At 67.4% G+C, this 25,372-nt stretch carries 18 protein-coding genes; 16 read left to right on the top strand and 2 right to left on the bottom strand.

All coding sequences use genetic code 11. From position 1 onward, the window contains the following. Nucleotides 1–40 precede the first annotated feature (40 nt). Both flhD and C1704_RS03105 read right to left on the bottom strand, forming a co-directional pair. Nucleotides 41–370: a flagellar transcriptional regulator FlhD gene (gene flhD / locus C1704_RS03110; RefSeq protein WP_104300890.1), complete on the bottom strand. Its 330-nt coding sequence runs from the start codon at nt 368–370 to the stop codon at nt 41–43. A gap of 175 nt (nt 371–545) precedes the next feature. After that, nucleotides 546–5,699, bottom strand: coding sequence for a rhamnan synthesis F family protein (locus C1704_RS03105; RefSeq protein ID WP_170064607.1), 5,154 nt, complete (start codon nt 5,697–5,699; stop codon nt 546–548). Between the two features lie 467 nt (nt 5,700–6,166). On the opposite strand from C1704_RS03105, the gene C1704_RS03100 reads away from it, so the two are divergent. The 16 genes from C1704_RS03100 to C1704_RS03025 all read left to right on the top strand — a co-directional run bounded on the left by C1704_RS03100 (nt 6,167) and on the right by C1704_RS03025 (nt 25,372). Beyond that, nucleotides 6,167–7,102: a flagellin N-terminal helical domain-containing protein gene (locus tag C1704_RS03100; protein WP_104300887.1), complete on the top strand. Its 936-nt coding sequence runs from the start codon at nt 6,167–6,169 to the stop codon at nt 7,100–7,102. Between the two features lie 194 nt (nt 7,103–7,296). After that, the gene (locus C1704_RS03095; RefSeq protein ID WP_104300885.1) at nt 7,297–8,235 is read left to right on the top strand and encodes a flagellin N-terminal helical domain-containing protein; all 939 of its coding nucleotides are present in this window, start codon (nt 7,297–7,299) and stop codon (nt 8,233–8,235) included. 103 nt (nt 8,236–8,338) lie between these two features. Continuing rightward, complete coding sequence (fliD, locus tag C1704_RS03090; RefSeq protein WP_104300883.1) at nt 8,339–9,727, top strand: flagellar filament capping protein FliD; 1,389 nt, start codon at nt 8,339–8,341, stop codon at nt 9,725–9,727. Between the two features lie 155 nt (nt 9,728–9,882). Further along, entirely contained in the window at nt 9,883–10,284 is a 402-nt protein-coding gene (gene fliS, locus C1704_RS03085; protein WP_336469930.1) for a flagellar export chaperone FliS, read from the top strand. 74 nt (nt 10,285–10,358) lie between these two features. Further along, nucleotides 10,359–10,661 (top strand): flagellar protein FliT, encoded by a 303-nt coding sequence (locus C1704_RS03080; RefSeq protein ID WP_104300970.1) that lies wholly within the window; start codon nt 10,359–10,361, stop codon nt 10,659–10,661. Nucleotides 10,662–10,712: 51 nt separating this feature from the next. Further along, entirely contained in the window at nt 10,713–11,483 is a 771-nt protein-coding gene (locus tag C1704_RS03075; RefSeq protein WP_104300879.1) for a flagellar brake protein, read from the top strand. 99 nt (nt 11,484–11,582) lie between these two features. Beyond that, nucleotides 11,583–12,746: an EscU/YscU/HrcU family type III secretion system export apparatus switch protein gene (locus tag C1704_RS03070; RefSeq protein WP_104300877.1), complete on the top strand. Its 1,164-nt coding sequence runs from the start codon at nt 11,583–11,585 to the stop codon at nt 12,744–12,746. 23 nt (nt 12,747–12,769) lie between these two features. Then, nucleotides 12,770–14,848 (top strand): flagellar biosynthesis protein FlhA, encoded by a 2,079-nt coding sequence (gene flhA / locus C1704_RS03065; protein WP_104300968.1) that lies wholly within the window; start codon nt 12,770–12,772, stop codon nt 14,846–14,848. Then, nucleotides 14,845–16,428: a flagellar biosynthesis GTPase FlhF gene (gene flhF, locus C1704_RS03060; RefSeq protein ID WP_104300875.1), complete on the top strand. Its 1,584-nt coding sequence runs from the start codon at nt 14,845–14,847 to the stop codon at nt 16,426–16,428. The genes flhA and flhF overlap by 4 nt, the downstream gene beginning before the upstream one ends. Beyond that, nucleotides 16,421–17,230, top strand: coding sequence for a MinD/ParA family ATP-binding protein (locus C1704_RS03055; RefSeq protein WP_104300873.1), 810 nt, complete (start codon nt 16,421–16,423; stop codon nt 17,228–17,230). Before flhF ends, C1704_RS03055 begins: the two co-directional genes overlap by 8 nt. A 17-nt stretch (nt 17,231–17,247) precedes the next feature. Next, complete coding sequence (locus C1704_RS03050; RefSeq protein WP_104300871.1) at nt 17,248–17,961, top strand: RNA polymerase sigma factor FliA; 714 nt, start codon at nt 17,248–17,250, stop codon at nt 17,959–17,961. 37 nt (nt 17,962–17,998) lie between these two features. Further along, a complete protein-coding gene (locus C1704_RS03045; RefSeq protein ID WP_104300869.1) occupies nt 17,999–19,354 on the top strand; it encodes a methyl-accepting chemotaxis protein in 1,356 nt (451 codons plus the stop codon). A 162-nt stretch (nt 19,355–19,516) separates the two neighbouring features. Continuing rightward, entirely contained in the window at nt 19,517–20,911 is a 1,395-nt protein-coding gene (locus C1704_RS03040; protein WP_104300867.1) for a TackOD1 domain-containing metal-binding protein, read from the top strand. Between the two features lie 2 nt (nt 20,912–20,913). Next, nucleotides 20,914–22,239, top strand: coding sequence for a glycosyltransferase family 2 protein (locus tag C1704_RS03035; protein ID WP_104300865.1), 1,326 nt, complete (start codon nt 20,914–20,916; stop codon nt 22,237–22,239). A 2-nt stretch (nt 22,240–22,241) separates the two neighbouring features. Continuing rightward, nucleotides 22,242–24,353, top strand: a complete 2,112-nt coding sequence (locus C1704_RS03030; protein ID WP_104300863.1) for a TolC family protein — start codon at nt 22,242–22,244, stop codon at nt 24,351–24,353. Continuing rightward, nucleotides 24,350–25,372, top strand: a complete 1,023-nt coding sequence (locus C1704_RS03025; RefSeq protein WP_104300861.1) for an HlyD family secretion protein — start codon at nt 24,350–24,352, stop codon at nt 25,370–25,372. The genes C1704_RS03030 and C1704_RS03025 overlap by 4 nt, the downstream gene beginning before the upstream one ends.

Below are 25,372 nucleotides of genomic sequence, written 5' to 3'. Positions count from 1 at the left end.
AGGCTCTCTCGGCGTTCGTGGCAGGGCGGGCAGCGCGGGTTCAGGCGGCTTCCTGATGGCGGCCGGCCATCAGGATGCTGGCGTGAAGGCGGGACGTGGCGTCGTTGGCGGCCGTCTTGCCGTGGTTGGTCAACAGGCCCCAGACCAGATCGTCGTCCATGCGGAAGCGGCACAGCAGGGTGTTGCCCGAGGCCACGCGCATGATCTGGGCCGGGCTGAGCACGGCGATCATGTCGGCGGTTTCCTCGGAGATGCCCAGGCGGAACAGGGCCTCGGCGCGATCGGCGCGGATCAGGTTCTGCGCCAGCATGAGGTAGGACAGGTTGGCTTCGCGGATCTCGGCGAGGATCTGTTCGGTCTGTTGGCTCATGGTCGGCTCCGTTCGTCGGTCGGTTGATTTGCTGTGTCTTCCTGGGCTTGCTTTCGCTTGCACCGTGGGATGAACTTTAGGCAGACCGGAAAAGAGCCGATATCAGGTCCCTTCTGTTCGGCGTGTCGCGGTTTTCGTAGGCCCTTGTCAGGCAACTTCTTACAAGGAAGTCGCCTCAGGGCTGGGTCCAGGCCGCACGCCAGGCGTCCAGCGCAGCACCTTCCAGCATCCAGTGGGCACGCACCTGCTCGCGCAGGGCATCGCCGGCCCGGGCTGCGGCGTTCAGGTCCTGGGTGTGCATGCGGATGGCGTCCACCCATTCCTTGAAGCGGTTCTTCACCCGGGTGACTGGCAAGCCGTCCTCCTGGTAGCAGCGGATGTCGCTGCACACCACGGGGTAGCCGCACACGCCGTACTCGATCAGGCGCAGGTTGCTCTTGCACTCGTTGAAGAGGTTCTGCTCCAGCGGGGCCAGCGCCAGGTCCAGGTCGAGGCTTGCGAGCTTGGCGGGGTACTTGTCGATGGGCACCCCCGCATGCACTTCGTGGACGAAGGGGAGGATCTCGGCCGGACACAGGCCAAAGAAGACCCATTCGACCTCCTCGGCCAGTGCCTTGACCACATCGATGATCAGGGCCAGGTCGCCCGCATGCCCGGCGCTGCCGGCCCAGCCGACACGGGGCTTGCGGCCGCGCAGCCGCTGCGGTGTGAAGCCGGACCACCAGGCGGCGGGCAGCCGGTTCTTGACGATGCGGATGTCGGGGTGCAGGCCCTCGAAGGCCTCGGCCAGGGCGTTGGTGGACACGACAAAGCGGTCCACGTAGCCCAGGCCCTTGCGCAGGGACTTCAGTGCGTCCTTGGGGATGCCCTGGCGGTAGGCACTCTTGAGTGGCAGGTTGGGCAGGTAGTCGTCCAGCTCGTAGACCTTGAAAGCGCGGGAGTAGGCCTTCATGCGACGCATGGCCTCCAGGCGCTGCTCGCCGATCTGGCGTTGCAGCACGATCACGTCGGGGTCCAGTCGCGCCAGCTCGGACGGCAGCAGCGCCGCATCCGTCAGCAGGCCCTCGATCTGGCCGGCCTCGCACAGGGCCTCGAAGGGCTGGATCACCCGGTAGTGCCCGCAACCCCAGCGGTCGGCCATGTGAGCCAGCACCACGGGAGCAGGCCGCCAGGCCAGCGGATGCCAGACGAGGTCGCTGCGGGCCTCGTATTCGAAGCCCTTGCCGCGCAGTGAAAGATTGGGGTTGTAGGCGGGGTCACGGGCGATCTGGGGCAGCCACTTCGCGTACAGCGCGTCCTTTTCGGCGGCGAAGCGCTCCTTGCGGCTGTCCAGGTCGCCCGCGTCGACGAGCTTCTGGCTGGCGCTGCCTTCATGCATCACCAGGGCATGTGGTGTCCACACGTTGAGGTAGCCGGCGGCCGCCAGCTTCAGGCACAGGTCCACGTCGTTGTACGAGACCTTGAAATCGCCCTCGTCGAGGCCGCCCACCTCCTGGTAGAGCGACTTGCGCACCATCAGGCAGGCGGCCGTGAGCGCGCTGTAGTTCTGGTCGACGCGCAGGCGCTGCATGGTGCCATGCGCGTCCATCGCCTCCCCGAGGAAGGGGTGCTCGGCCGGGCCGCGCAGGCCCAGCACCACGCCGGCATGCTGGACCGTGCCGTCCGGATGGAGCAGCTTGGCCCCCACGGCGCCCACCTCGGGGCGCTGGGCGTGGTTGAGCAGGGCGTCGAGCCAGCCGGGCTCGATGATGGCGGTGTCGTTGTTGAGCAGCACGAGGTAGTCGCCGCGGGCCTGCTCGACCGCCAGGTTGTTCATGGCCGAGAAGTTGAAGGGGTGGGGGTAGCGCAGGACCCGCACGCGCTCGTCGCCCATGCCGGCCACGCCGTCCAGCCATTGGCGGGCCTCCTCGGTCTCGCTCTGGTTGTCGACGATCAGCAGCTCGTAGTTCGGATAGGCGGTCTTCTCCAGCAGGCTCTCGACGCAGCGCTGCAGCAGGGGCAACTGGTCACGTGTCGGGATGATGATGCTCACCAGCGGTTGGGCAGCATGGCCGTACTCGATGCGGTACTGCCGGGGCAGGTCCTGGTGCACCCGGGCCTGCGCGTAGCCTCGCGCCTGCAGGTGGCGCTGCAGTGCGGCGCGTTCGCCAGCCTGATCGGCGGCCGATGGGGTGTCGGCGATCAGCAGGGGTTCGGCCACGTGGCCCAGGCCCGCCAGGCCGCCGTGTTCCACCAGGCGCAGCAGCAGGTCGAACTCGGCGGCGTCGCCGAATTGGGCATCCAGGCCGCCCAGTGCCAGGAAATGGTCGCGCTGGAACCACCAGTGCGCGGCCATCGCCGCAGGAAAGCTCAGCAGGAGGTCGAGGTTGAAGTCGGGCCGGAAGGCCGCGCCCAGGGCACCGTCGGCACCGCGGTAGAGCTCGTCGGCATAGACGGCGCGGCATCCTTGCGCGCCGATGAGGTCCAGGGCCAGCACGGTCAGGCCGTTGGGCGTGAAGACCTCGCCGCTGCGGGCCAGCATGATCCAGTCGGCGTCGCAGTCCGCCGCCGCCCGGTTGAAGGCCGCGACGGTCTCCCCGGGCATTGCCGAAGTCAGCCGGGGTGTGCCGGGCAGGGCTTGCGCGTCCAGCCCCGGGGGGATGATCACCGTGACCGTGGTGCGCAGGCCCAGGCGGCGGGCGTGTTCCAGGCTGTTCAGGGTGTCCACCAGGCGCTCGCGCGAGCCGTCGGTGGCCTGCACGATCACGGCCAGGCGCGGGCCGCCCTCCTGGCTCTCCAGCCGTTCGCGGATCTGGTCTTCCTGGCTCGGGGTGAAACGGCGGCTGCCGAGCCACTCCTCCAGGGTCTTGGCGCCCGGCTCCTCGGAGGGGCTGGACAGGTCGGCCGGCAGTGGCGCCACGTCCAGGCCGCACTTGAAGGCCAGCAAGGGCATGAGCCGCTCGAGCGCATGGGCCAGGGTGCCATCCAGCTGCCCGGCTTCGGGTTCGAAATCAGCCGCCTGGATGTCGAGGCGGCGCAGTTCGGCCAGCACACAGCCGCGCATCCAGAACATCGTGCCGGCGGCGAACGCGTAGTCGCCGGCCTCCACCTCGAATCCCAGGCGAGCGGCCCAGAGCTTGAGGGTGGGCAGGTTCTTGGCGTAGCCGGCCGTGTTGCGCAGGCTCACCAGCCACTGGGCCGGTGCCGCCAGCCCCACCTGGGGGTGGCGCTCCAGGTGCTCCAGCAGATCCGCCACCCGGCGGCTGGGGACCAGCGACTGCAGCAGGGAGCGCCGCCAGCGTTCGCCCTGTCCGGGAGACAGGTGGGGAGAGCGCTTGGTGTGGAGCTTGAGCACGTAGTCGTAGCGGTCCAGCGGCTCGGTGCGCAGCAGTTCGATCAGCGGGGCCACGTCGCGCCCCCGGTTCTCGCAGGCCCGGATGCGAGCCTGCGGGAAATCCGCCTGGACCAGCTTGCTCGCCAGGAGGAGCTTGTCCGCGGGTGTCGTGATGTAGAGGTCTGTTCCCTCCGGCAGTTCGGCCAGGGCCTGTGCGAAATCGGCCCAGTATTCCGGGTAGAAGAGATGCAGGACGACCGCCAGGCGGGGCATCCCTTGCCTGCGTTGGCTTGGAGCGATCTGCTCGAGGTCGACCAGGCGCTTGGGGCGTGGAGGGTCGAGCTGTGCAGCCGCTGCAGGATGCGGCATCTGTCCGCGCACGCGCAAGGGGGTTCTGAAATCCTGGGGCTGCGGCTGAAACACCGTGACCGACTTCTGCAGCATGGCCTCGGCATCCAGCAAGGCTTGGAGGTCGCAAGGGCTGTTCAGCAGTTCGCTGGTCGCCCTGGCACTGATCTCTGCGATGTCGGCTGGCACGTCGCCGCGAGGCGCAGCCACGCAACCCACGCGGGTCAGGGAGTGATAGAAGCCCCGGAAGACGACTCGCTCAAGCGGGACGCCTGCACCGTCGACCCACTCAAGATCGATGAGGCGGCCCCGACCCTCGGCATCGATGAGGAAGTTGAAGGGGGTGGCATCGAGGTGGTCGGGCGGCACACACGGGCCATGTGCAGCGGACTGCAACGCAGACATCAGGGGACGGTACCAGGCGACCAGGTCCGCAATGCACCAACCCGCCCGGTTGACCACGGAAAGCAGCCCGTTGAACAAGCTTTCTCCCTCGACCAGAGGCTCTTCTTCGGGAAATCGCATGCCCTCGGGTGTGGGCCCTGCGTGAAGCAGGCGTCGCCGCACCACCACCCCATTCTCGCCTGCCTGCAGGGCGACCTCCTTGCGGTAAGCCTTCCTGCGGCCATCGGAATAGACAAAGGCCAGATCCCGGTCGCCGCCGGTGCGGGGGGCGCTGCGCGCAGCAGCCACCACGAGAAAGGAGTTGGCCAGTTCTCCCAGGAGCCGGTTGTCCGCGAGAGCCAGCAGCGCAGCGTTCTCGGAGAACGTGCGAATGTAGGGCTGGGCCTGATCCGGGGCATGGCAGGTTGACACCAGGTTGCGCAAGACGGCGGCGGGTTGTCCAAGGGCCTGCTCGGTGAGCACGAGGCTGGGCAGTTTGTAGTCAGGGTAGGGATAGTAGAAGTCGGTGCGGGCGAACCCGGCTGCCTGCATGAGCGCTTCCAGTTCGCGCCGGCCGAAGGTCACCGGGGTACGGTCCCCGTACAAGCCGTGGACGCCGTAGAACGGCAGTCCGAGATGATCCTCCGGGGCGCCGGCCAAGTACTTCAATCCCAGCTTGTTCTCGATGGCAACGAGCAGGATGCCATCTTCCTTCAGGAAGCTGCGTGCAAGATCGAGCGCCGTGGCGACGGGATCCTTGCCCGTCAGGAAGGCGCGGCTGTACTCCAGCACGCCGATGAGCGTCACGACGTCGTAGCGCTGGTCAGGCTGAAAGTCCTGGAAGTTGTCGTTGAAAACAGCCACGTTGGGCAGGTCGCGGCAACGCAGGGCCGTGATGGAGGCTCGCCGCGGGCTGCCTTCCACGCAGGTCAGTTCGCAGTCGAGTTCCCCAAGGTAGCGGCTGATGGCGCCACACCCCGATCCCAGTTCCAGGACCCGCTTGCCACGCAGCAGGTGCTCGATGGGGCGCAACAGATTGGCCCGTGCAGCGCTGAGGTGATAGAGCGTGGGCCAGTCGGTGATCTGGCGGACCAGATCGTCCGAGCCGCAGCTCACGTCGGACGACGAGGAGATGATCCCGTGGATGGCCATCTCGACCGCATCGCCGTCGTTGTAACGGAAGGGCGGTGCGTCGGCGCGCCGCATGACCCCCGAGGCCTCGTCGAGCACGTAGGGGTTGTGACCCTCAAAGGGCTGGCGCTGCGGTGTCGGACGGGACGGCATCCGTGAACTCCTGCTGGACATGGATCGTTCGAATGTAGCGGCCTCGACCCGGCCGGCAAGGCGGAATTAGGCAAGGCTTTGTCTGCCAGTTGTGTCGGCAGGCCGCCGTTCGAAGTCGGTACGCCTCAATTTCGCACACGGGGTGCCGATACCGATGCTAGGAGTTTGGGTGGTGTCGAGGAATTGCGTGAGGAAGTTCCTTCTTCTCGCGGTTGACAAAGTCCTAAAGTCGTTCCCGACACATGCCGATAACTCCCTCAACGGGCCCGAGCGATCGGTCACCCGGGGTCCGGGGAACAGCCGGCCGACGGTTCGAACAAGGACGAAAGCCCTTCGATCGCATCCGAGGTGACTGCCGCCGGACGCAGCCAGCGAAAGCTGGCAAGGCATCGGGTCCGAAAGGCCCCGGCGCTGAGGCAAAGCCGGCGTCCATGCCGGGAGTCATTGATCTTGAAGGAGAAATCATCATGACGATGTCCGTCAACACCAACGTCGTTTCGCTGAACGCGCAACGCAACCTCTCCGGCACGGCGTCCTCGCTGGCCACCACCATGCAGCGCCTGTCCTCGGGCCTGCGCGTCAACAGCGCCAAGGATGATGCCGCCGGTCTGGCCATCGCCGAGCGCATGGGCGCCCAGGTTCGCGGCATGAACGTTGCCATCCGCAATGCCAACGACGGCATCTCGCTGGCGCAGACCGCTGAAGGCGCCCTGGGCAAGATGGGCGACATGCTGCAGCGCATGCGTGAACTGGCCGTGCAGTCGCGCAACGCGACCAACAGCGCAGGCGACCGCGACAATCTGCAGAAGGAGTTCTCCGAACTGCAGAACGAAATCGACCGCGTGATCAAGTCGTCGAACTTCAACGGCAAGGCCCTGTTCGACTCGGCTGGCACGGGCTACGAAGCCACCCTGTCGTTCCAGGTGGGTGCCAACACTTCTGCGAATGATCGAATCGACGTGGACTCGGTCAACCTCGCTGGCGCCGCTGCCGAAGGCAGCACGCTGACCAGCGCCTCCACCGCTGACGTTGTGATGGCCACCGTGACGACGACTGCCGCGACTGCGGCGGGCAACGGCATTGCCATCGGCGGCTGGTCGACGGCGCCCTCCGATGTTGGCGCCGAGATCGATGAGGCCATCGAAGCCATCGACTTTGCGCTGACGGCAGTGAACGATCAGCGCGCCACCTTCGGTGCCGTGCAGAACCGCTTCGAAGCCGTGATCCAGACCCTGCAGGTGAGCGTGGAGAACCAGACCGCATCGCGTGGCCGCATCATGGATGCCGACTTTGCGGCCGAGACGGCCAACCTGTCGCGGGCCCAGATCCTGCAGCAGGCCGGCACCACCATGGTTGCCCAGGCCAACCAGCTGCCCCAGCAGGTCCTGTCGCTGCTGCGCTGATCGCTCAAGCGCGAAGCGCCCCCCCAAGCCCGGCCCCGGCCGGGCTTTTTCGTGGCCGGTCGAAATCTGGGGGGCAAATCCCCCCTTTATCGCGCTCTTCCCCGCCAGGTCGCTCTCCCACAATCAGTCTGACCGAATGGGTAGAGCCGGCGCTCAAAGCCGGAGTCAGTCTTGATTCTTGAAGGAGAGCTGCCATGCCTCAGACCATCAACACGAACGTTGTTTCGCTGAATGCGCAGCGGAACCTCAATGCTTCCCAATCCTCGCTGGCCACGGCCATGCAGCGCCTGTCCTCGGGCCTGCGTGTCAACAGCGCCAAGGACGATGCGGCCGGACTGGCCATCGCCGAGCGCATGAACACCCAGATCAAGGGCATGAACGTCGCTGTGCGCAATGCCAACGACGGCATCTCGCTGGCCCAGACCGCGGAAGGCGCCCTGGGCAAGATGGGCGACATGCTGCAGCGCATGCGTGAACTGGCGGTGCAGTCGCGCAATGCCACCAACAGCATCGGCGACCGGGCCAACCTGCAGAAGGAGTTTGCCCAGCTGCAGGATGAAATCGAGCGCACCGTGATGTCCTCGCGCTTCAACGGCAAGGCGCTCTTCAACAGCGGCGACGCCACTTTCGAGGCCACGCTCACCTTCCAGGTGGGCGCCAACACTTCGGCCAACGACCGCATCGACGTGACCTCGGTCAACCTGGCCGGTGTCGCGGCCGAAGGCAGCACCATCACCAGTGCAACGGCATCCGAAGACATTCTCACGACGGCGTTCACGACCGCTGCCACCGACGCCGGAACCGGCATCGCCATCGGCGGCTGGACCACCCTGCCGGCGGATCCGGGTGCCGAGATCGACGAGGCCATCAATGTCATCGATCTGGCGCTGAACGTCGTCAACGACCAGCGGGCCACCTTCGGCGCAGCGCAGAACCGCTTCGAGGGCGTGATCTCGAATCTGCAGACGGCGGCCGAGAACCAGTCGGCGGCCCGCGGGCGGATCATGGACGCTGACTTTGCGGCGGAAACGGCCGAACTTTCACGTGCTCAGATCCTGCAGCAGGCCGGCACGGCCATGGTGGCCCAGGCCAACCAGTTGCCTCAGCAGGTGCTGTCGCTGCTCCAGCGTTAAGAAATTCCGCTCAAGGCCGCTCCCGGGTGGCCGATAACCCGGTCAGGAGCCATGGTCCGCAGGGAACGTCTTGCGATCTGATGGCCCTTGAGGAGAATCTTTGATGGCGACCATCTCGGCAGCGGGGATCGGCAGCGGGCTCGATGTCGACAGCATCGTGTCCCAACTCGTCGCGATCGAGCGGCGGCCCATCGATCTGCTGAAGCAGCAGGCCACGAAGCTGTCGACGCAGCTCTCGTCCTTCGGCTTGATGCAGAGCTACGTGGGCAACCTGCAGTCTGCGGCCAGCCAGCTCACGGGCACCACCCTGTGGGCCAAGACCGCTGCCACCTCGTCCGACGCCACCAGCGTGGGCGTGACCCCTTCGGCCGGCGCCGCGGCCGGCTCCTACAGCATCGAAGTCAGCCAGCTCGCGCGCTCTCAATCATTGGCCACAGGGGCGTATGCCGACAGCGCAACCGTGCTGGGGCAGGGTACCCTGACCTTCACCCGCGGGGATGGCAGCACTGCCGAGGTCGTCATCGGTGCCGACGACACGACGCTGGCGGGCATCCGTGACCGCATCAACGCATCCAATGCCGGCGTCAGCGCCTCGATCGTGAACGACGCTTCGGGCGCCCGGCTGGTGTTCACGGCGACCAGCACCGGCCTGGACGCGGCAGTGACGCGCATCGACGTCGTCGGCGACGCCGGCCTGCAGGCCCTGGCCTTCGAGCAGGGCGTTGGCGGCAGCGTGACCGAAACCCAGACCGCCCGAAATGCCCTGGCAAGCATCAACGGCCTGGCCATCGAGTCGACATCCAACACCCTCACCAACGTGGTCGAGGGCTTGACCCTCACGCTGTCAAGGACCACCACGTCTGCCGTCAACGTGCAGGTGTCGGCCGACAACGAGGCGATGAAGAAGGCCGTGCAGGACTTCGTCAATGCCTACAATGACATCAGCAAGTACCTGGCGAAAGAGACGGCCTACGACGAGGCGACCAAGAAGGCCGGAAGCCTTCAGGGAGACCGCACTGCGATCGGCCTGATCGGCCAGCTGCGCTCCCTCGTGTCCCAGACATCAGGCGCCTCATCGGTGTTCACTTCTCTGTCGAGCGTGGGCGTCGAACTCCAGCGTGACGGCACCCTGAAGCTGAACGAAACCCGCTTCAACGACGCGCTGACGCAGCGCACCGAGCTGGCTCGGGCCTTCTCCAACTCTGACGATGACAACCCCGGCAACAACGGATTCGCTGAACGTTTCCGCCTGCTGACGAATGCCGTTGTGGGTGCCGATGGCCTCCTCACGGCGCGCAGCGAAGGACTGAGGGCAACGATCCGTCGCAATGAGCAGCAGCAGGAACGCTACGAAGACCGCATTGCACTGGTCGAACAACGCCTCTTGCGACAGTACACGGCCCTGGATGCCAGCATGGGGCAGCTCAACAGCCTGAGCAACTATGTGAACCAGCAGATGACGGCCATCAGCAACTGGAACAAGTCCAAGTAGTGTCTCGTCCCGCGCCAGGCATCCAGGGGCCCGCCATGCGGGCCCCCTGCGTTTGAGGGGAAGGCTGGCGGGGATTCCCGTCCATTTGTGTCTCAAGTGACGGACTGCGGCAGCCGATATCCAGGCAGACCCATTCATCAACGCGAGCAATGACCATGTTTGCACCCTTCCGAAGCCAAGCCACTGCCTATGGGCATGTCCAGGTCGAAACCGGCGTTTCCGGGGCCGACCCGCACAAGCTGGTGGAGATGCTGTATGACGGCGCGATCGATGCCATGGCGCGCGCCCGTGGAGCCCTGGCCCGCGGCGACATCGAGGCCAAGGGCAAGGCCATCGGCCAGGCGGTGCGCATCATCGAGGAGGGGCTGCGCGCGGCCCTGAACCACCAGCAAGGTGGCGAGGTGGCGGAGAACCTCAACAACGTCTACCTGTACATCACGGCCCGCCTGACGCACGCCAACCTGCGCAACGACGATGCCGCGCTGCAGGAATGCGTGAAGCTGCTCACACCCATCCGTGAAGCCTGGGTGGCCATGAAGCCCGCCGCGCGCCCCTGAGCGACGTGACCGAGGAACACGACGACATGCTGAACACCGCACGCACCGATTCGAGCGCCGCACGGGAGCCCGCCATGGACGACAACGCGCTGCTGGACTGCTACGAGGCCATCGAGCGCGCCAGCGAGGAAATGCTCGAAGCTGCCCGAGCCGGCGATTGGGATCGCGTGGTGCGCCTGGAAGGAGCCTGCGCGGTGCTGATCTCGCGCCTGAAGCAGGCGGCGGCCGACCGCCAGCTCGACGAGGAGCAGGCCAAGGCCAAGAGCCGGGTGATGACGCGCATCCTGCGCAATGATGCACAGATCCGCAACCTGGCCGAACCCTGGCTGGACGATCTGGACCGCCTGCTGGCCGGTTCCCCGCGTACACTGCACTGAGTGCACGGGGCCGAAGGGCTCCATACGCGCCGCACTGCCAGGGAGGCTGCCATGGAAACGATGCCCATGCCCCTGTCGCCCGACGAGCCCGAGGCCCGCTCGGCACTGGACGACTTTCGCATCACCGAACCCTTCGAGATCCTGTCGCTGCTGCGCCAGATGCAGGAGCACCACTCGCTCATCACCATCGCCACACCCCGCGGGGCGAGCTTCGTGACCACCATCTTCGAGGTCAACAAGGCCAAGGGGGTGGTGCGTTTTACCGTCGATGCCCATGAGCCCCAGCTCGAACGTGTGCTGGATTCGGACGAAGTCGTGGGCGTGGGCTACCTGGACAGCGTCAAGATACAGTTCGATCTGGACGGCCTGGTGCACGTGCACGCCGGCCAGGGCCAGAGCGCGCTCAACGGCCGTCTGCCCAAGGAGCTGTTCCGCTTCCAGCGCCGCTCCAGTTACCGGGTGCGGCCCCTGGTCAAGTCGGGTCCCTCGCTGCGCCTGCGGCACCCGGCCATGGAAGACGTGTGGCTGGACCTGCGCGTCATCGACGTGAGCCTGGGCGGCATCGCCGTTTTTGTCCCCGACAACACGCCCCTGATCGAGCCGGGCACCCTGATCACCCAGACCCTGATCGAACTGGACGACGACACCCGCTTCAATGCCAGCCTGCGCGTGGCCCATATCACGGGGGTCAACGACACGGCCAAGGGCGTGCGCATGGGCTGCGAGTTGGAAGGCATGAGCGGTGAGTCGCTGCGCGCGCTGCAGCGTTTCATCGACCAGACCCAGAAGCAGCGCCGCCTGATGGCCCTGGACGGCTCCTGAGCCGCCCCCTGCGCGAACTGGCGGGATTTCCCCCGCTATTCCGGCTCAAGTTTGCAGCCGGCCTTTCCACAATGGCGATGACGCAATCTGCCCATCGCCATGTCGAACGACGCCCAAGACCGCAACCTGCCAGCCACCGAGCGGAAGATCCGCAAGGCGCGCGAGGACGGCCAGGTCGCGCGCTCGCGTGACCTGGGGCATTTCCTCATCGTGGCCGGCGGCATTGCCGTGGTGATGGTGGCCAGCCCCTGGATGACGGGCTGGATGCTCGATCTGATGGCCAGCGAGCTCCGCTTTGGCGCGACCGACCTGCAGCAGACGGCCCGCATGGGGGAACGTCTGACAGGCGCCGTGGCGAAGTTCCTGGCCGTGACGGTGCCCCTGGGCATCGTGGTGGCGGGTGTGGCCACGCTGGGGGCAGTGCTCTCGGGCGGATGGAACTGGACCATGAAGGCCATGGCCCCCAAGTTCTCGAAGATGAACCCGATCAAGGGCCTGGGCCAGTTGTTCTCCAAGGACAATCTCATCCAGGCGCTCAAGGCCAGTGTGCTGGCCATCATCCTGGGCGCCATTGGCGCGCTCTATCTCTATCGCCAGCTTGACGCCTTTCCGGCGGTGCTGGGGGTGGCGTTGCCGGCTGCAGTCGGGCGCGCCACGGAACTCATCGTTTGGGGCGTGGCCCTGCTGCTGCTCGCGCTGGGCGCTTTCGCAGCGATCGACGTGCCCTTGCAGCGTCATCTGCTCAAGAACCGCCTCAAGATGAGCCATCGCGAGGTGAAGGACGAGCACAAGGAGCTGGAGGGCAACCAGGAGGTCAAGGCCAAGGTCAAGGCGGTGATGCGCGAGGCGGTGAAGCGCCGCATGATCGCTGCGGTCCCCAAGGCCGATCTGGTGGTGATGAACCCGACCCACTATGCCGTGGCGCTCAAGTACGACGACGCACTGATGGGTGCGCCGCGCGTGGTGGCCAAGGGGGCCGACCTGCTCGCCCTGCGCATCCGCGACGTGGCCAAGGATGCCCAGGTGCCGGTGCTGCAGGCCCCCATGCTGGCCCGTGCCCTGTACGCCCACGCCGAACTCGACCGCGAGATCCCTGCTGCCCTGTACGCCGCCGTGGCGCAGGTGCTGGCCTATGTGTACCAACTGCGCGCGGCCATGGCGGGCCAGGGGCCCATGCCGGGCGAGCTGCCGGCGCTGCAGGTGCCCGAAGAACTGGACCCCCATCACGGCAAGACGAGCGCCGGGACTGCCGAGGCTGAATGATGAACAACGCTTCCAATGCTGCCATGCTGCGACCGCTCCAGGACCTAATGGGGGGCATCCCGCTGAAGGTGCTGGCCGCGCCTTTGCTGGTGGTGATGATCCTGACCATGATGGTGCTGCCCCTGCCGCCCTTCATGCTGGACCTGCTGTTCACCTTCAACATCGCCTGTGCGCTGATGGTGATGATGGTGTCGGCCTACATGGTGCGCCCGCTGGACTTCGCCGCCTTCCCCGCGGTGCTGCTGCTCACCACGATGCTGCGCCTGTCGCTCAACGTAGCGTCCACCCGGGTGGTGCTGCTCGATGGGCACACCGGCACCGGGGCCGCCGGACAGGTGATCGAAAGCTTCGGCCATTTCCTCATTGGCGGGAACTTTGCCGTGGGCCTGATCGTGTTTGCGATCCTGGTGGTGATCAACTTCGTGGTGGTGACCAAGGGCGCCGAGCGCATTGCCGAGGTGGGCGCGCGCTTCACCCTGGACGCCATGCCGGGCAAGCAGATGGCCATCGATGCCGATCTCAATGCCGGCCTCATCGATGAAAAGGAGGCCAAGCGCCGCCGTGCCGAGGTGGGCGAGGAAGCCGAGTTCTTCGGCTCCATGGACGGTGCCTCCAAGTTCGTGCGGGGCGATGCGATCGCCGGCATCCTGATCCTGATCATCAACATTGTCGGCGGCCTGGTCATCGGCATGGCTCAGCATGGGTTGGGGGCTGGCGAAGCGGCCAACTCCTACATCCTGCTGGCCGTGGGCGACGCACTGGTCGCGCAGATTCCGGCGCTGCTGATCTCCATCGCCGCTGCCATGGTCGTGTCGCGCGTGGGCAAGGAGCATGACGTCGGCACGCAGATCACCGGGCAGGTGCTCAACTCGCCCAAGGCCCTGGGCATCACGGCCGCCGTGATCGGCACCATGGGGGTGATCCCCGGCATGCCGCACGTGGTGTTCCTGGGCATTGCCAGTGGCCTGGCCTATGCCGCTTACCGGGTTCACCAACGGCAAGAGCGCGCCAAGCTGCAGGCCCAGCACACGCCGGCGGCAGCCCAGCAGGCCAGCCCGAACGCCGAGGCCACCTGGGACGATCTGCAGCCCGTGGACATCCTGGGCCTGGAGGTGGGCTACCGCCTGATCCAGCTCGTGGACAAGGACCGCCAGGGCGACTTGCTGGCACGCATCAAGGGCGTGCGCCGCAAGTTCGCGCAGGACGTGGGCTTCCTGCCGCCTTCGGTGCACATCCGCGACAACCTCGAGCTCAAGCCCAGCGTCTACCGGATCACCCTGCGTGGCGCCGTGGTGGGCGAGGGGGAATGCTTCCCCGGCATGTTCCTGGCCATCAACCCCGGACACGCCAGCACGCAGCTCATCGGCACTGCCACCACCGACCCGGCCTTCGGTCTGCCCTCGGTGTGGATCGACGAAGCACAACGCGAAAGCGCCCAAATGGCCGGGTATACGGTGGTTGATTCCTCGACCGTGGTGGCCACCCATCTTTCACACTTGATGCAAGTCCATGCCGCCAAGCTGCTCGGACGCACGGAGGTGCAGCAGCTGGTGGATCACGTGACGAAGTTGGCACCCAAGCTCATCGAGGACGTGGTACCTAAGGTGGTTGGGATTCCCACATTGCAGAAAGTGCTTCAGATGCTGCTGGAAGAGTCGGTGCACATCCGCGACATGCGCACCATCGTCGAGACCCTTGCCGAACATGCTGGCACCGTCACCGATCCTGGTGAACTGGCGCGCCGCATCCGTGTCAACCTGGCCCCGGCGATCGTCCAGCAGATCTACGGCCCGGTGAAGGAGCTCGACGTGATTGCCATCGAGCCCGAACTGGAGCGCCTCGTCACGCAGGCCCTGACCTCGCCGCACGGTGCCACGCTCGACCCCGGCGTGGCCGACCATCTGACCCAGTCGGCCGCACGTGCCAGCAAGAAGCAGGAAGACCTGGGTGTGCCGGCCTGCCTGCTGGTGCCCGACGCCATCCGCCCGACCCTGGCCCGGCTGCTCAAGCGCGCCGCTCCTCGGCTGGCCGTGCTGGGCCACAGCGAGATTCCTGACACTCACACCATCCGCATCGGCTCCGTGATTGGAGGCACCGCATGAACGTCAAACGCTTTGTCGCGAAAACCTCGCGAGACGCCCTGGTGCAGGTGCGCCAGGCCTTCGGCGAAGACGCCGTGATCCTGTCCACCCGTCCTTGCAAGGAAGGCGTGGAGGTGCTGGCGATGGCCCCGGAAAGCGTGGCCGCACTGGAGACCTTCAACGAGCCTGCGTCGGCCGCGCCGTCGCGCAAGGCGGCTTCAACGGCGCCCAAGGCCAGGCCAGCGCCCCCCCAGGCACCGCAGGCCGCTGGGCAGGCCGTCGCCAAGGACGTGGAGCAACTGGCCATGAGCACGTTGTCCTTCCAGGACTATGTGCGCGAACGCATGCTCAAGCGCCGCCAGGCCGCCCTGCAGCAGCAGGCCCAGACGGCTGCCGCGGCGACGCACCCGACGTCGCTGGCGGCTGGCAGTGCGGCTCCCGTGGGCAAGGCGCCTGCCAGCCTGCCGCTGGAGCAGCGCCTTGCCGAGCGTGCGGCCCAACGCAAGGCCGAGCGCCTGGCCCAGGAGGCAATGGCCCAGCCTCCGGCCCCCGCCATGCGCACCCCGGCGCCTGTGGCCGCCACTCAGGCCGTGCCTGCGCTGGCCGACGACGCGGCCTGGACGGCGCCGGCACCCGCCGCAGCCCCTGCAGCCGAAGGCCGCGCGATGATTGCCGAACTCCGTGAGATGAAGGGCCTGATCGAAGAACGCTTCGGTGCCCTGGCCTTCATGGAGAAGATGCAGCGCAACCCGGCCCAGGCCCAGCTCACCCAGAAGCTCCTGGACTGTGGTTTTTCGCCGGCCCTGATCCGCAAACTGGCCGCCCACACGCCGAATGACGGCGGTGACCTCAATGCCTGGGTGTCCGGTGTGCTCGAGCGCAACCTCATCACCGGGGAGAACGGCCCGGCCCTGGAGGATGAGGGCGGCGTGTACGCCCTGGTGGGCTCCACGGGCGTGGGCAAGACGACCACCACCGCCAAGCTCGCGGCGGCCTTTGCCGCCAAGTACGGCGCCTCCAATCTCGGTCTGGTCACGCTCGACGCCTATCGGGTCGGCGCTCACGAACAGCTGCGGGCCTACGGCCGCATCATCGGCGTGGCCGTGCACACGGCCCATGACCGTGCGGCGCTGGAAGACCTGCTTGAGCTGCTGTCCTCCAAGAAGATGGTGCTCATCGACACTGCCGGCATTGCCCAGCGCGACAGCCGCACCCAGGAGCTGCTGGAGATGGTGAGCCATCGCAGCATCCAGCGTCTGCTGGTGGTGAATGCCGCTGCCCAGGGCGAGACGATCGAAGATGTGCTCATCGGTTACCGCGCGAACCAGTGCAAGGGTGTGCTGCTGTCCAAGATCGACGAAGCCGTGAAACTCGGCCCCGCACTCGACGCCGTGATCCGCCACAAGCTGCCGGTGCTGGGCGTGGCCAATGGCCAGCGCGTGCCGGAAGACTGGCACCGCATGTCGGCCCAGGCCCTGGTGCATCGCGCGTTGCGCGGCGGCGGCAGTGCCGCCTACCGCCTCGACCGCGACGACGTGAACCTGGTCTTCACGGCACCGCCTGCTGCGCGTGCTGGCCAGATGGGGGCTGTGCATGTCTGAACGCGCCTTCGATCAGGCACACGGCCTGCGCCGGCTGTTTGCTCACCACACCGTGCACCTGCTGCCGGTGGCCGCCAATCCGTATGCACCGGGCGCCCATGTGCTGCTGGAGGGGCTGTGCCAGGGCTTTGCCGCGCAGGATCTGCACACCCTCGTGGTGGATGCTGCGCCCAGCCCCTACACCACCGGCGTGGACGTGGCCGAGGCCATCGCGCGCGACCTCGATCTCGGCCAGTGGATCGACGAGCTCGATGCCCACACCTCGGTGCTGGCCGCCAGCCCGACGCTGGCCTGGTTCGGTGAGGAGCCCGGTTCGGCAGATCTGCTGTTCGAAACCTTGCGCGAGGCCGCCCCGAGTGCCGATGTCATTGCTTTCCATGCGGACGCAGCCATCCTGAGCGGCCTCTTTGCCAACCGCCGCGTGCGTCCGCTGGTGCTCACCAGCGACGATCCGGCCAGCCTGACCGAAGCCTATGCCGCCATCAAGATCCTCCTGCAGTACGCCGGCATCGGCGAGCATGCGGTGGTGATGGATCTTGCGGCCCCCACGCTGGGCGTTCCCATGGCGGCCACGCGGCTGGCGCGCTGCGTCCAGGATTTTCTCGGCGGCACGGTTCACCTGGCCGCGCTGACCAGCACGGCGATGCAGTCCGAGACCGAGCTCGCACAGGCCCTGCATCTGCTGTCGACCACCTTGCTGCATCACGCCTTGCCGTTCTCGGTGCAAGGCGGCGATGGCGACGACTGGTCCGGCCCCGCTCTGCGGGCGCAGGCCAGTGCTGCCCATCACGCGTTCAACTGAACCCGGAGCGCTCCCTCATGTACACCGCCAAAGGCCGTCTCGACAACAACGCGATGCTGCAGCAGTACAGCCCGCTCGTGCGCCGCCTGGCGCACCAGATGATTGCCAAGCTGCCGGCGAACGTGGAGATCGACGACCTGATCCAGGTCGGGATGATCGGCCTGAACGATGCGCTCAGCCGCTTTGACACGGGGCAGGGCGTTCAGTTCGAGACCTTCGCCACCCAGCGCATCCGCGGCGCCATGCTCGACGAGCTGCGCGGCGCCGACTGGATGAGCCGGGGCAGCCGCAAGCAGCAGCGCTCCATCGAGGCAGCCGTCCACAAGCTGGAGCAGAAGCTGGGCCGCGCGCCCATGGAAAGTGAGATCGCCAAGGAGATGGGCATCAGCCTGTCCGAGTACCAGGAACTGCTGGGCAAGGTGCGTGGCACCCAGCTCGTGTACCTGGAAGACATGAGTGGCGATGACGGTGACCAGGACTACCTGGACCGTCACGTGGCCGACAAGGAAGCCGATCCGCTGAGTCAGCTCAATGACCACCGCCTGCGCGCGGCACTGGTGGCCGCCATCAAGACCCTGCCCGAGCGCGAGCAATACGTGATGAGCATGTATTACGAGCAGGACATGAACCTGAAAGAAATCGCCGCCGTGCTGGGCGTGACGGAATCGAGGGTGTGCCAGCTGCACAGCCAGTCGATCGCACGCCTGCGCGTGAAGCTGCGCGAGTGGTAGGACGCCCACCTTGGCGCCCAGATCGAGGAGACTGAAAATGCTGTCTTTGTTCCGTGGTCGAGAGGGCCAAGGCCCTGCCCAGGAGGTATCCACCTCAACGCCCTCGCCTGGCATGGACGCCAAGGCCTTGATCCAATCACTGCAAAAGGAGACCTCCGGCCTGGGCCGAGAGGCGGCCGAGGTGCGCGGGGTGCTGGATGACAGCATCAAGGGGGCCGAGCGGCAGCAACAGGCGGTGGCCACCCTGGCCGGGCACCTGCAGGCGATCGTCAAGTCCCAGGATGGCATCAGCGAGGTCACCGGGCACAGCCTTCAGTCGGTGGCCAAGGCGCGCGGGGCGGTGGAGGACGTGGGCCGCGAAGTGGCAGGTGTCGTCGATACTCTGCGCGAAGTGGCGGAGGCTGCCCAGCAGATCACGCAAATCGCCATGCAGACCCGTCTGGTGGCCTTCAATGCATCTGTCGAGGCCAAGCGTGCCGGCGAGGCCGGGCGCGGCTTTGGCGTCGTCGCCGATGCCGTGAAAGACCTGGCCGCCAAGGTGGAGGCCTCGTCCAAGCAGATCATGGGCACCGTGGGCACGCTGGACTCGCGCATCGGCACCCTGGCGCGCGAGATCCGCAGCGATGGTGCGGATGGCTGGCAGGGCGCCTTCCACGTGGCGTTGGCCGAGGTGGAGCAAGGCGTGGACCGCATTGCCCAGGCCGCCGCCCACAGCCGCCAGCTCAGCCAGGGCATGAACGAGGAGATGGCGCTCATCGAGCGCGAGACCCGCGGCGCGGCACAGGCCCTGCAGCAGGCGATGGCACGCAGCGAGTCCTTCCTGAAGGTGAGCGAGCACCTGATGGAACTCACCGCCGCCAGCGGCATCGAAACCGAGGACACCCCCTACATCCAGGCGGCCCAGCAAGCGGCCGCACAGATCAGCAAGCTCCTGGAAGATGCCGTTCGCACCGGTTCCATCAGCGCCACCGATCTGTTCGATGAGCACTACCGTCCGATCGCCGGCACCAACCCGCCGCAGGTGGAGACCCGGTTCGTGGGACTGGCCGATCGGCTGTTCCCGCAGGTTCAGGAAAAGCTGCTCGAACTCTCGCCCAAGGTCGTCTATTGCATCGCGGTGGACCGCAATGGCTATGTGCCCACCCACAACCGCAAGTACTGCCAGCCCCAACGCCCCGGCGACGTGGTGTGGAACACGGCGAACAGCCGCTATCGCCGCGTCTTCAACGACCGCACCGGCCTGGCGAGCGCCCGCAACCGCCGACCCTTCCTGCTGCAGACCTATCGCCGCGACATGGGGGGCGGGCGCTTCGTGCTGATGAAAGAAGTCTCTGCGCCCATCCTGGTGGACGGGCGGCACTGGGGAGGGTTGAGGCTGGCCTACCAGTTCTGATTCGAGTCAAAAGGGCGCAGATGGCGCCCTTTTCCGTGATGGATCGCACAATTGGCCTGAGGCGGGCCCCCTCATGTAGGCGGTAAGCGGGAGAAGGGCGTTCAATACAATTAGACACAAATTCTGAAAGATTTCCCTTGACGGAGTCGTTGGAGCTGATCTTTGTTCACTGACTTGCTCGCCGCTTCGGCCGACGAGACCCGCCGCCTGCACGTGGCCGTCCTGCGGGGGCCTCGTGCATCGGACCCGTCCACCCGTGGCGCCGCCTATGATTCATGGGAGGCCTTCACGGCCGCGGGGGTGGAGGCATTGGCGTTCTACCTGACCGGGTGGGACGATGCCGGGCGGCGCGCCCTGGTGGAGCAGATCCGCCGATCGGCCTGGTGGGACCGCCCCGTGTGGTCGGAGGAGGCTGGGGCGGCTGCATCCTGGATCGACGGGGAAGGCCGCGTGGAGCAGGCGCGCCAGGCCGGTGAACGCGCCCTGGCCGTGCGTCGCACGCTGGGGCTGGACCCCGCTGGCCTGCACTTTGATGAACGGGTGCTCTACTTCCTGGCGCAGCGCGATGGGGCCGAACTGGCGCCGGTGTGCGACCGGCACAGCCTGGCGCTGTACCGACACCCGGTGATCGAGCTGCTCGCGCGCGAAGGCGAAGATGCCGGCGCCGGCGTCGTGGCCCTGATCCGGCGCGGGCTGCTCGAGCCTTCCCGGCTCATCGACCGAACCCGCCACTGCCGGGGTTGTGGCAGCGCCCATCTGCACTATCTCGACGTCTGCCCGCACTGCAGCAGCATCGAGATCCACAAGTCGCTGTCGCTGCACTGCTTCACCTGCGGGCATGTGGCGCCCGAGGCCGACTTCCGTGGCGACACCGGCCTGAGTTGCCCCAAGTGCGCGGCGCGCCTGCGCCACATCGGCGTGGACTACGATCGCCCGCTCACCCAGCTCGCCTGTGCCAGCTGCCACCATGTGTTTGTCGAGTCGTCCGTGGTGGTGCGCTGCCTCGATTGCGCGACCACCGCCGAGCCCAGCGAACTGGATGTGCGTGAGGTGAGCGCCTTGCGGCTGAGCGCCCATGGCCGTGCGGCGCTGCGCGCCGGCCAGGTGAAGGAGTCGATGGCCGCGCTGGACAGCGCCAACTATGTGGTGCCCGCCCAGTTCCGCCAGCTGGTGGACTGGGCCCTGGCCGCGCAGTCGCGCCATGCCGAGATGCGATTCGGGCTGATGATGGTGGAGTTCCTCAACTCCGCCGAGTTCGTCGAGCGCCACGGTGCGGCGCGGGCCTATCTGATGCTCGACGAATTCGCGCGCCGCCTGCACGAGCTGCTGCGCACCTCCGACGTGAGCACGCGCACGGCCGAGGAGCGCTTGTGGCTCTTCCTGCCCTTCTCGCATGCACCCGGCCTTGCGGCGCGGGTGGAGGCCCTGCTGGCGCAGCAGGCCGGAACAGATCCCGACGCCTCGCTGCGCGCGCGCATCACTTGCCTGGCCGCCCCAGAGGACGTGCGCCCCGGCGATGATTGCGAACGCCTGATGCAGCGTCTGGCAGAAGCCTGAGCATGTGGGACCAGGCCGTCCATGCCTTCGGTACGCTCATCCTGTCGACCAGCGAGCAGGGCTGGCTGGAGATCGCCCTCAAGTTCTTTCCTTTCGTCCTGCTGCTGGAGCTGCCGCTGTACCTGCTGGTGACGGCCGGCATCGTGCGCTTCGGCCTGCGCGAGCACCGGCCCGACCGCCAGCGTGAGCGCTATCCGCGTGTGTCCTGCCTCATCACCTGCTATTCGGAAGGCGAGGATGTGCGCAAGACCATCCACAGCCTGGCGCAGCAGGACTACCCTGGTCACATCGAGATCATCGCGATGATCGACGGTGCCGTGCAGAACCGTGCCACGCTGGAGGCTGCACGGCGTGCGCAAGACCTCGTCGAAGGCGTGCCGAGGCGACGCCTCGTCGTGTTGCCCAAGTGGCAGCGTGGCGGGCGGGTGTCGGCTCTCAATGCCGGCCTGCAGATGGCCACGGGGGAGGTGGTGATGGCCCTGGACGGCGACACCTCCTTCGACAATGACATGGTGCGCCATGCCACGCGGCACTTCGATGACCCGCGCGTGGTGGGCGTGGCCGGCTGCCTGCGCGTGCGCAACGCCAAGAGTTCACTCGTGGCGCGGCTGCAGGCTCTGGAGTACATGCTGTCCATCGGTGCCGGCAAGACGGGCTTGTCGGAGTTCAACCTCGTCAACAACATCTCCGGTGCCTTCGGGGTGTTCCGCACCGCCTTCATCCGCAACCTGGGCGGCTGGGATGCCGGCACGGCCGAAGACCTGGACATGACGCTGCGCATCAAGCAGTACTTCGGCCGCCACCCGGGCCTGCGCATCGTCTTCGACCCGCACGCGGTGGGCCACACCGACGCACCGCACACCTGGATGGGCTTCTTCCGCCAGCGTCTGCGCTGGGACGGTGACCTCTTCTACCTCTACGTGCGCAAGTTCCGCCACAACCTGCGCCCCAGGCTGCTGGGCTGGCCGAACTTTCTGTTCGTCACCTTCAACGGCCTGTTCCTGCAGGTGGTGATGCCCTTCATGATCGTGGCCTACACCGGGTTGCTGTTCTGGACGCTGCCGGCCGGGGCCGTGCTCGGGATCCTGGGCTTCGTGTACCTGGTGTATCTCGCAGCCCTGCTGCTGTTTTTCCTGCTCTACGTGGTGGTGGTGTCCGAACGCCCGCGGGAAGATCTGGGTTATCTCGGGTTGGTGTGCCTCTTTCCGCTCTTCGCCTTCGTCAACCGTGTGCACTGCTCGCTGTCCACCCTGCAGGAAGTTTTCCTGAAGGCGCACCTCGATTCCTCGATGGCGCCGTGGTGGGTGCTGCGCAAGACCAAGTTCTGACCATGCAGCTGCTGCGTCTCCTCACAGCCATGACCCTCTCAGCCCTGGGCTGTGCCGTTGCGGCCTCGGAGCCCTTGCCGCTGCCCGCGCTGGAGGCGGCTGCCGTCGAGCATGCCCTCGCCGTGCGGCTGAGCGAGGCCGAGCTGGCTGGCCGGCGCCAGGGGCTGGAGGCCGTGCGGGCCCAGGACGGGCCGCGCCTGCAGGCGGGTGCCGGGCTGGCCCGCGTGCGCGAGCCCGTGACCGACACGGCCGTGCGCCGCTACGAACGCGGCCAGGCCCAGGTGGGCCTGCGCTGGCCCCTGCTGGGCAGCCGTGAAGCCGCGCAGCGCGCAGTGGACGAGGCCGATGTGGCGCTGGCCGTGGCCCACCTGCAGGTGGACGAAGCCCAGGCGCTCGTGCGCCAGCAGGTCCGCCGCAGTTATCTCGACCTCGTGGCCGCCCGCCAGCGGGCCAGCGCTGCACGCGCCTGGCTGGGCAGCCAGGCGACCGTCGCGCAAGCCCTCGCCCGGCGCGAGGCCGCCGGGCTGCTTCTCGGTGCCGATCACCTGGCCTATCAGACCCAGGCCGACACGGTCGAGCGCGATCTGGCCCGGCAGGACGTCATCGCCCGCAACGCCGCGCGTGAATTGCGAGCCTGGGCGGGCGCGGCGGCGCAGGGGGTGGACGAGACGGCGCGCGAGCTGGCCTGGCCGAGCTGGCCACAGGCATGCCGCAGCCGCGAAGCACTTCGCGCGGCGGCTGAAGCGCAACCCGCGGTGGCCCGGGCGCGGCTCGAAGGCGAGGCCGCCCGCCGCGCGGCGCAGCGCGGGCGGCTCGACGGCATCGAGGCCGGGGTCACCCTGTCGCAGAGCCTGAGCCGTGACGTGGGCGGCAGCGGGGGATACAGCAGCTTCGTGGGCGTGGATGTGAGCCTGCCCCTGCAATGGCGCCGCTGGAACGATGCACGCCAGGCCCAGTCGCTCAGCGCAGCCGAGCAGGCCGAAGCCCGGCTGGCGATGGAGCGTGAGCAACAGGCGCTGGCGCTCGACCGTGCGCTCGACGAGCTGGCCCTGCGCGAACGGGAGGTGGAGATCTACGCCCGACGGGTGAGCGCCGCCCTGGAGGCCTGGCGCATCGCCCGACTGCGCACCCAGGCGCTCGAAGGTGACGGATACGAGCGCGCCGTGCAGGCCCGCTATGCGCTTTACCAGGCGGTGATCGAGCATGTCGATGCCCGTGCCCGGGCCCATGGTGCCGAGATCGAATTGCTGGCCTGGGATCCGTCCTGCGGCAGCCCCTTGGTCGGAGAGAGGGCTCCGGGGGAGGATGTGCTGGCGGCGCTGTCCCTGGTGCCGATGACGCCGATCGTGCCGATGGCACGACCGGCGACGGGCCCGATGGGGTGGTATGTGTGGGATGGCGAATCGCTGCTGGCACACCCCGATCGGCTGACCCGGCTGCCGCCGTCCACGGGGCGTCTGCTGTTGTCGTGGCGGTCTGCCACACTGGACCGCGTGGCACGCGAGCCATCGCAGCAGGTGGCGCTGCGATCGCTGCTGGGCCAGCTTCGTGAGCGTGGCTGGCGGGTCGAATGGCTGCTCGGTGAGCCCAGCTGGGTGCGCCCCGACCGTCGCGCCGATTTGCTTCAGCTGCTGCGCCGCTTCGGTGACTGGCCCTTCGACGCCCTGCACCTGGACCTCGAGCGCAGCCAGTTGCCTGCGCAAGATCAGGGGATGTGGGATGTGTGGGTGATCGACACGCTGAGGGCGGTGCGGGAGGCCACCGCCTGGCCCTTGCACCTCACCACACATTATCGTGAACTCACCGAGGCCCGACTGGGTCAGAGGCTGCTCGATGCTGGCGTCAGCGAGGTCACGGCCATGGTCTATGTCACCCGCAGCGAGCGGGCGCTGCAACTGGCGCGGCAGGCGCTGGATGCAGCTCCAGCCGGACTGCAGGTGGCGCTGGCCTGGAGCATGGAGCCGGAACTCGACGAGCAGCACAGCCACTTCCAGCGCGGCCGGGCCGCCGCTCTCGCGCGTTGGCAGGCGTGGCACCGATCGCTGTCGAGCCACCCGCGCTACGCGGGCTGGGTCGTGCAGTCCCTTGAACACTATCTCGATGCCGCTCCATGAAGATCCGCTTCGACGCCCCGCCCGGCGCAGGCCAGGACCCCACCGGTGTGGCCGTGCGCTACGCCGCGGCCAAGCGTCAGGTACCGCGCTGGCGCTGGTACCTGTTGCTGGCCCTGGTGCTGGCGGCGCCGACCTACCTGGCGCTGCGCTTCCTGGCAGGCCTGCTGTGGGCGCAGGTGCCTGCCACCGTCGTGCTCGAACAGAGTGTCGTGCGGGTGCCGTCGGCCGGCGTGGTCGCGCAGATCGCGGCCGTGGGCGACCGGGTGCCGGCCGGGGCTGCGGTGCTGCGCATGCAGGCGCCGGTTCAGGACACACCGACGGCGTCGTTGGCGACCACCCCCCCCCTGGCTTCGCAGGCGAACGCCGGGCAGTCGTCGGCACGCGAACGGGCGCTTCGCCAGGCCGTGAGCCTGGCCGCCCAGCAACTCCAGCTGCGGCGCGACCGACTGGTCCGCATGGAGGCCTTGGCTGCGCAGTCGGCCGCCACGCGTCCGGAAGTGGAGGCTGCCCGTGTGCTGTGGCTGCAGGCGCAGGGCGAACTCGGTCGCAGCCAGGCGGAACTGGCCGAGCATCTTGCAGCACAGACGGCGCGGTCCGCGGCGTCTGCACCTGCAGCGACACCGGCTGCCTTGCCCCGCGCTGCTGAGCTTCAGGCGCCTTTCGAGGCGCGCGTGGCCCAGGTCTACCTTCACGCCGGAGAATGGCAACCCGCAGGCACCGAGGCCCTGCTGCTGCAGTCCACCGCTCCTGCCCTGGTGCAGGCCTACGTGGAGCCCGCAAGGGCCTCGCGTGTGCAGCCAGGGCGCCGCGCCACCTTGCACTTTGCGGATGGTCACCGCGCACCTGCCGAGGTGATTGAGATCATTTCCCACGTCGAGCGACTGCCGGCCGAGCGCGTCTCCCCGCTGTCGCCGCGCACACCGTCACTGCTGGTGAAGTTGCGTCCGCTGCAGCCGCTGCCCGAACATCTGCGCATCCATGCCCTGCCGCTGGATGTGCGATTCGACGGCTTGTGGTAA

It is taken from the genome of Caldimonas caldifontis (assembly GCF_002930615.1).
Classification (GTDB): domain Bacteria; phylum Pseudomonadota; class Gammaproteobacteria; order Burkholderiales; family Burkholderiaceae_C; genus Caldimonas; species Caldimonas caldifontis.
The sequence above is the reverse complement of the archived record's forward strand: the minus strand, read 5'-3'. Positions and strand labels throughout refer to the sequence as shown.

Coding starts and splice junctions, on each gene's coding strand:
- flhD (WP_104300890.1), bottom strand. CDS start 370: ATGAGCCAACAGACCGAACAGATCCTCGCCGAGATCCGCGAAGCCAAC.
- C1704_RS03105 (WP_170064607.1), bottom strand. CDS start 5,699: ATGCCGTCCCGTCCGACACCGCAGCGCCAGCCCTTTGAGGGTCACAAC.
- C1704_RS03100 (WP_104300887.1), top strand. CDS start 6,167: ATGACGATGTCCGTCAACACCAACGTCGTTTCGCTGAACGCGCAACGC.
- C1704_RS03095 (WP_104300885.1), top strand. CDS start 7,297: ATGCCTCAGACCATCAACACGAACGTTGTTTCGCTGAATGCGCAGCGG.
- fliD (WP_104300883.1), top strand. CDS start 8,339: ATGGCGACCATCTCGGCAGCGGGGATCGGCAGCGGGCTCGATGTCGAC.
- fliS (WP_336469930.1), top strand. CDS start 9,883: ATGTTTGCACCCTTCCGAAGCCAAGCCACTGCCTATGGGCATGTCCAG.
- C1704_RS03080 (WP_104300970.1), top strand. CDS start 10,359: ATGGACGACAACGCGCTGCTGGACTGCTACGAGGCCATCGAGCGCGCC.
- C1704_RS03075 (WP_104300879.1), top strand. CDS start 10,713: ATGGAAACGATGCCCATGCCCCTGTCGCCCGACGAGCCCGAGGCCCGC.
- C1704_RS03070 (WP_104300877.1), top strand. CDS start 11,583: ATGTCGAACGACGCCCAAGACCGCAACCTGCCAGCCACCGAGCGGAAG.
- flhA (WP_104300968.1), top strand. CDS start 12,770: ATGCTGCGACCGCTCCAGGACCTAATGGGGGGCATCCCGCTGAAGGTG.
- flhF (WP_104300875.1), top strand. CDS start 14,845: ATGAACGTCAAACGCTTTGTCGCGAAAACCTCGCGAGACGCCCTGGTG.
- C1704_RS03055 (WP_104300873.1), top strand. CDS start 16,421: ATGTCTGAACGCGCCTTCGATCAGGCACACGGCCTGCGCCGGCTGTTT.
- C1704_RS03050 (WP_104300871.1), top strand. CDS start 17,248: ATGTACACCGCCAAAGGCCGTCTCGACAACAACGCGATGCTGCAGCAG.
- C1704_RS03045 (WP_104300869.1), top strand. CDS start 17,999: ATGCTGTCTTTGTTCCGTGGTCGAGAGGGCCAAGGCCCTGCCCAGGAG.
- C1704_RS03035 (WP_104300865.1), top strand. CDS start 20,914: ATGTGGGACCAGGCCGTCCATGCCTTCGGTACGCTCATCCTGTCGACC.
- C1704_RS03030 (WP_104300863.1), top strand. CDS start 22,242: ATGCAGCTGCTGCGTCTCCTCACAGCCATGACCCTCTCAGCCCTGGGC.
- C1704_RS03025 (WP_104300861.1), top strand. CDS start 24,350: ATGAAGATCCGCTTCGACGCCCCGCCCGGCGCAGGCCAGGACCCCACC.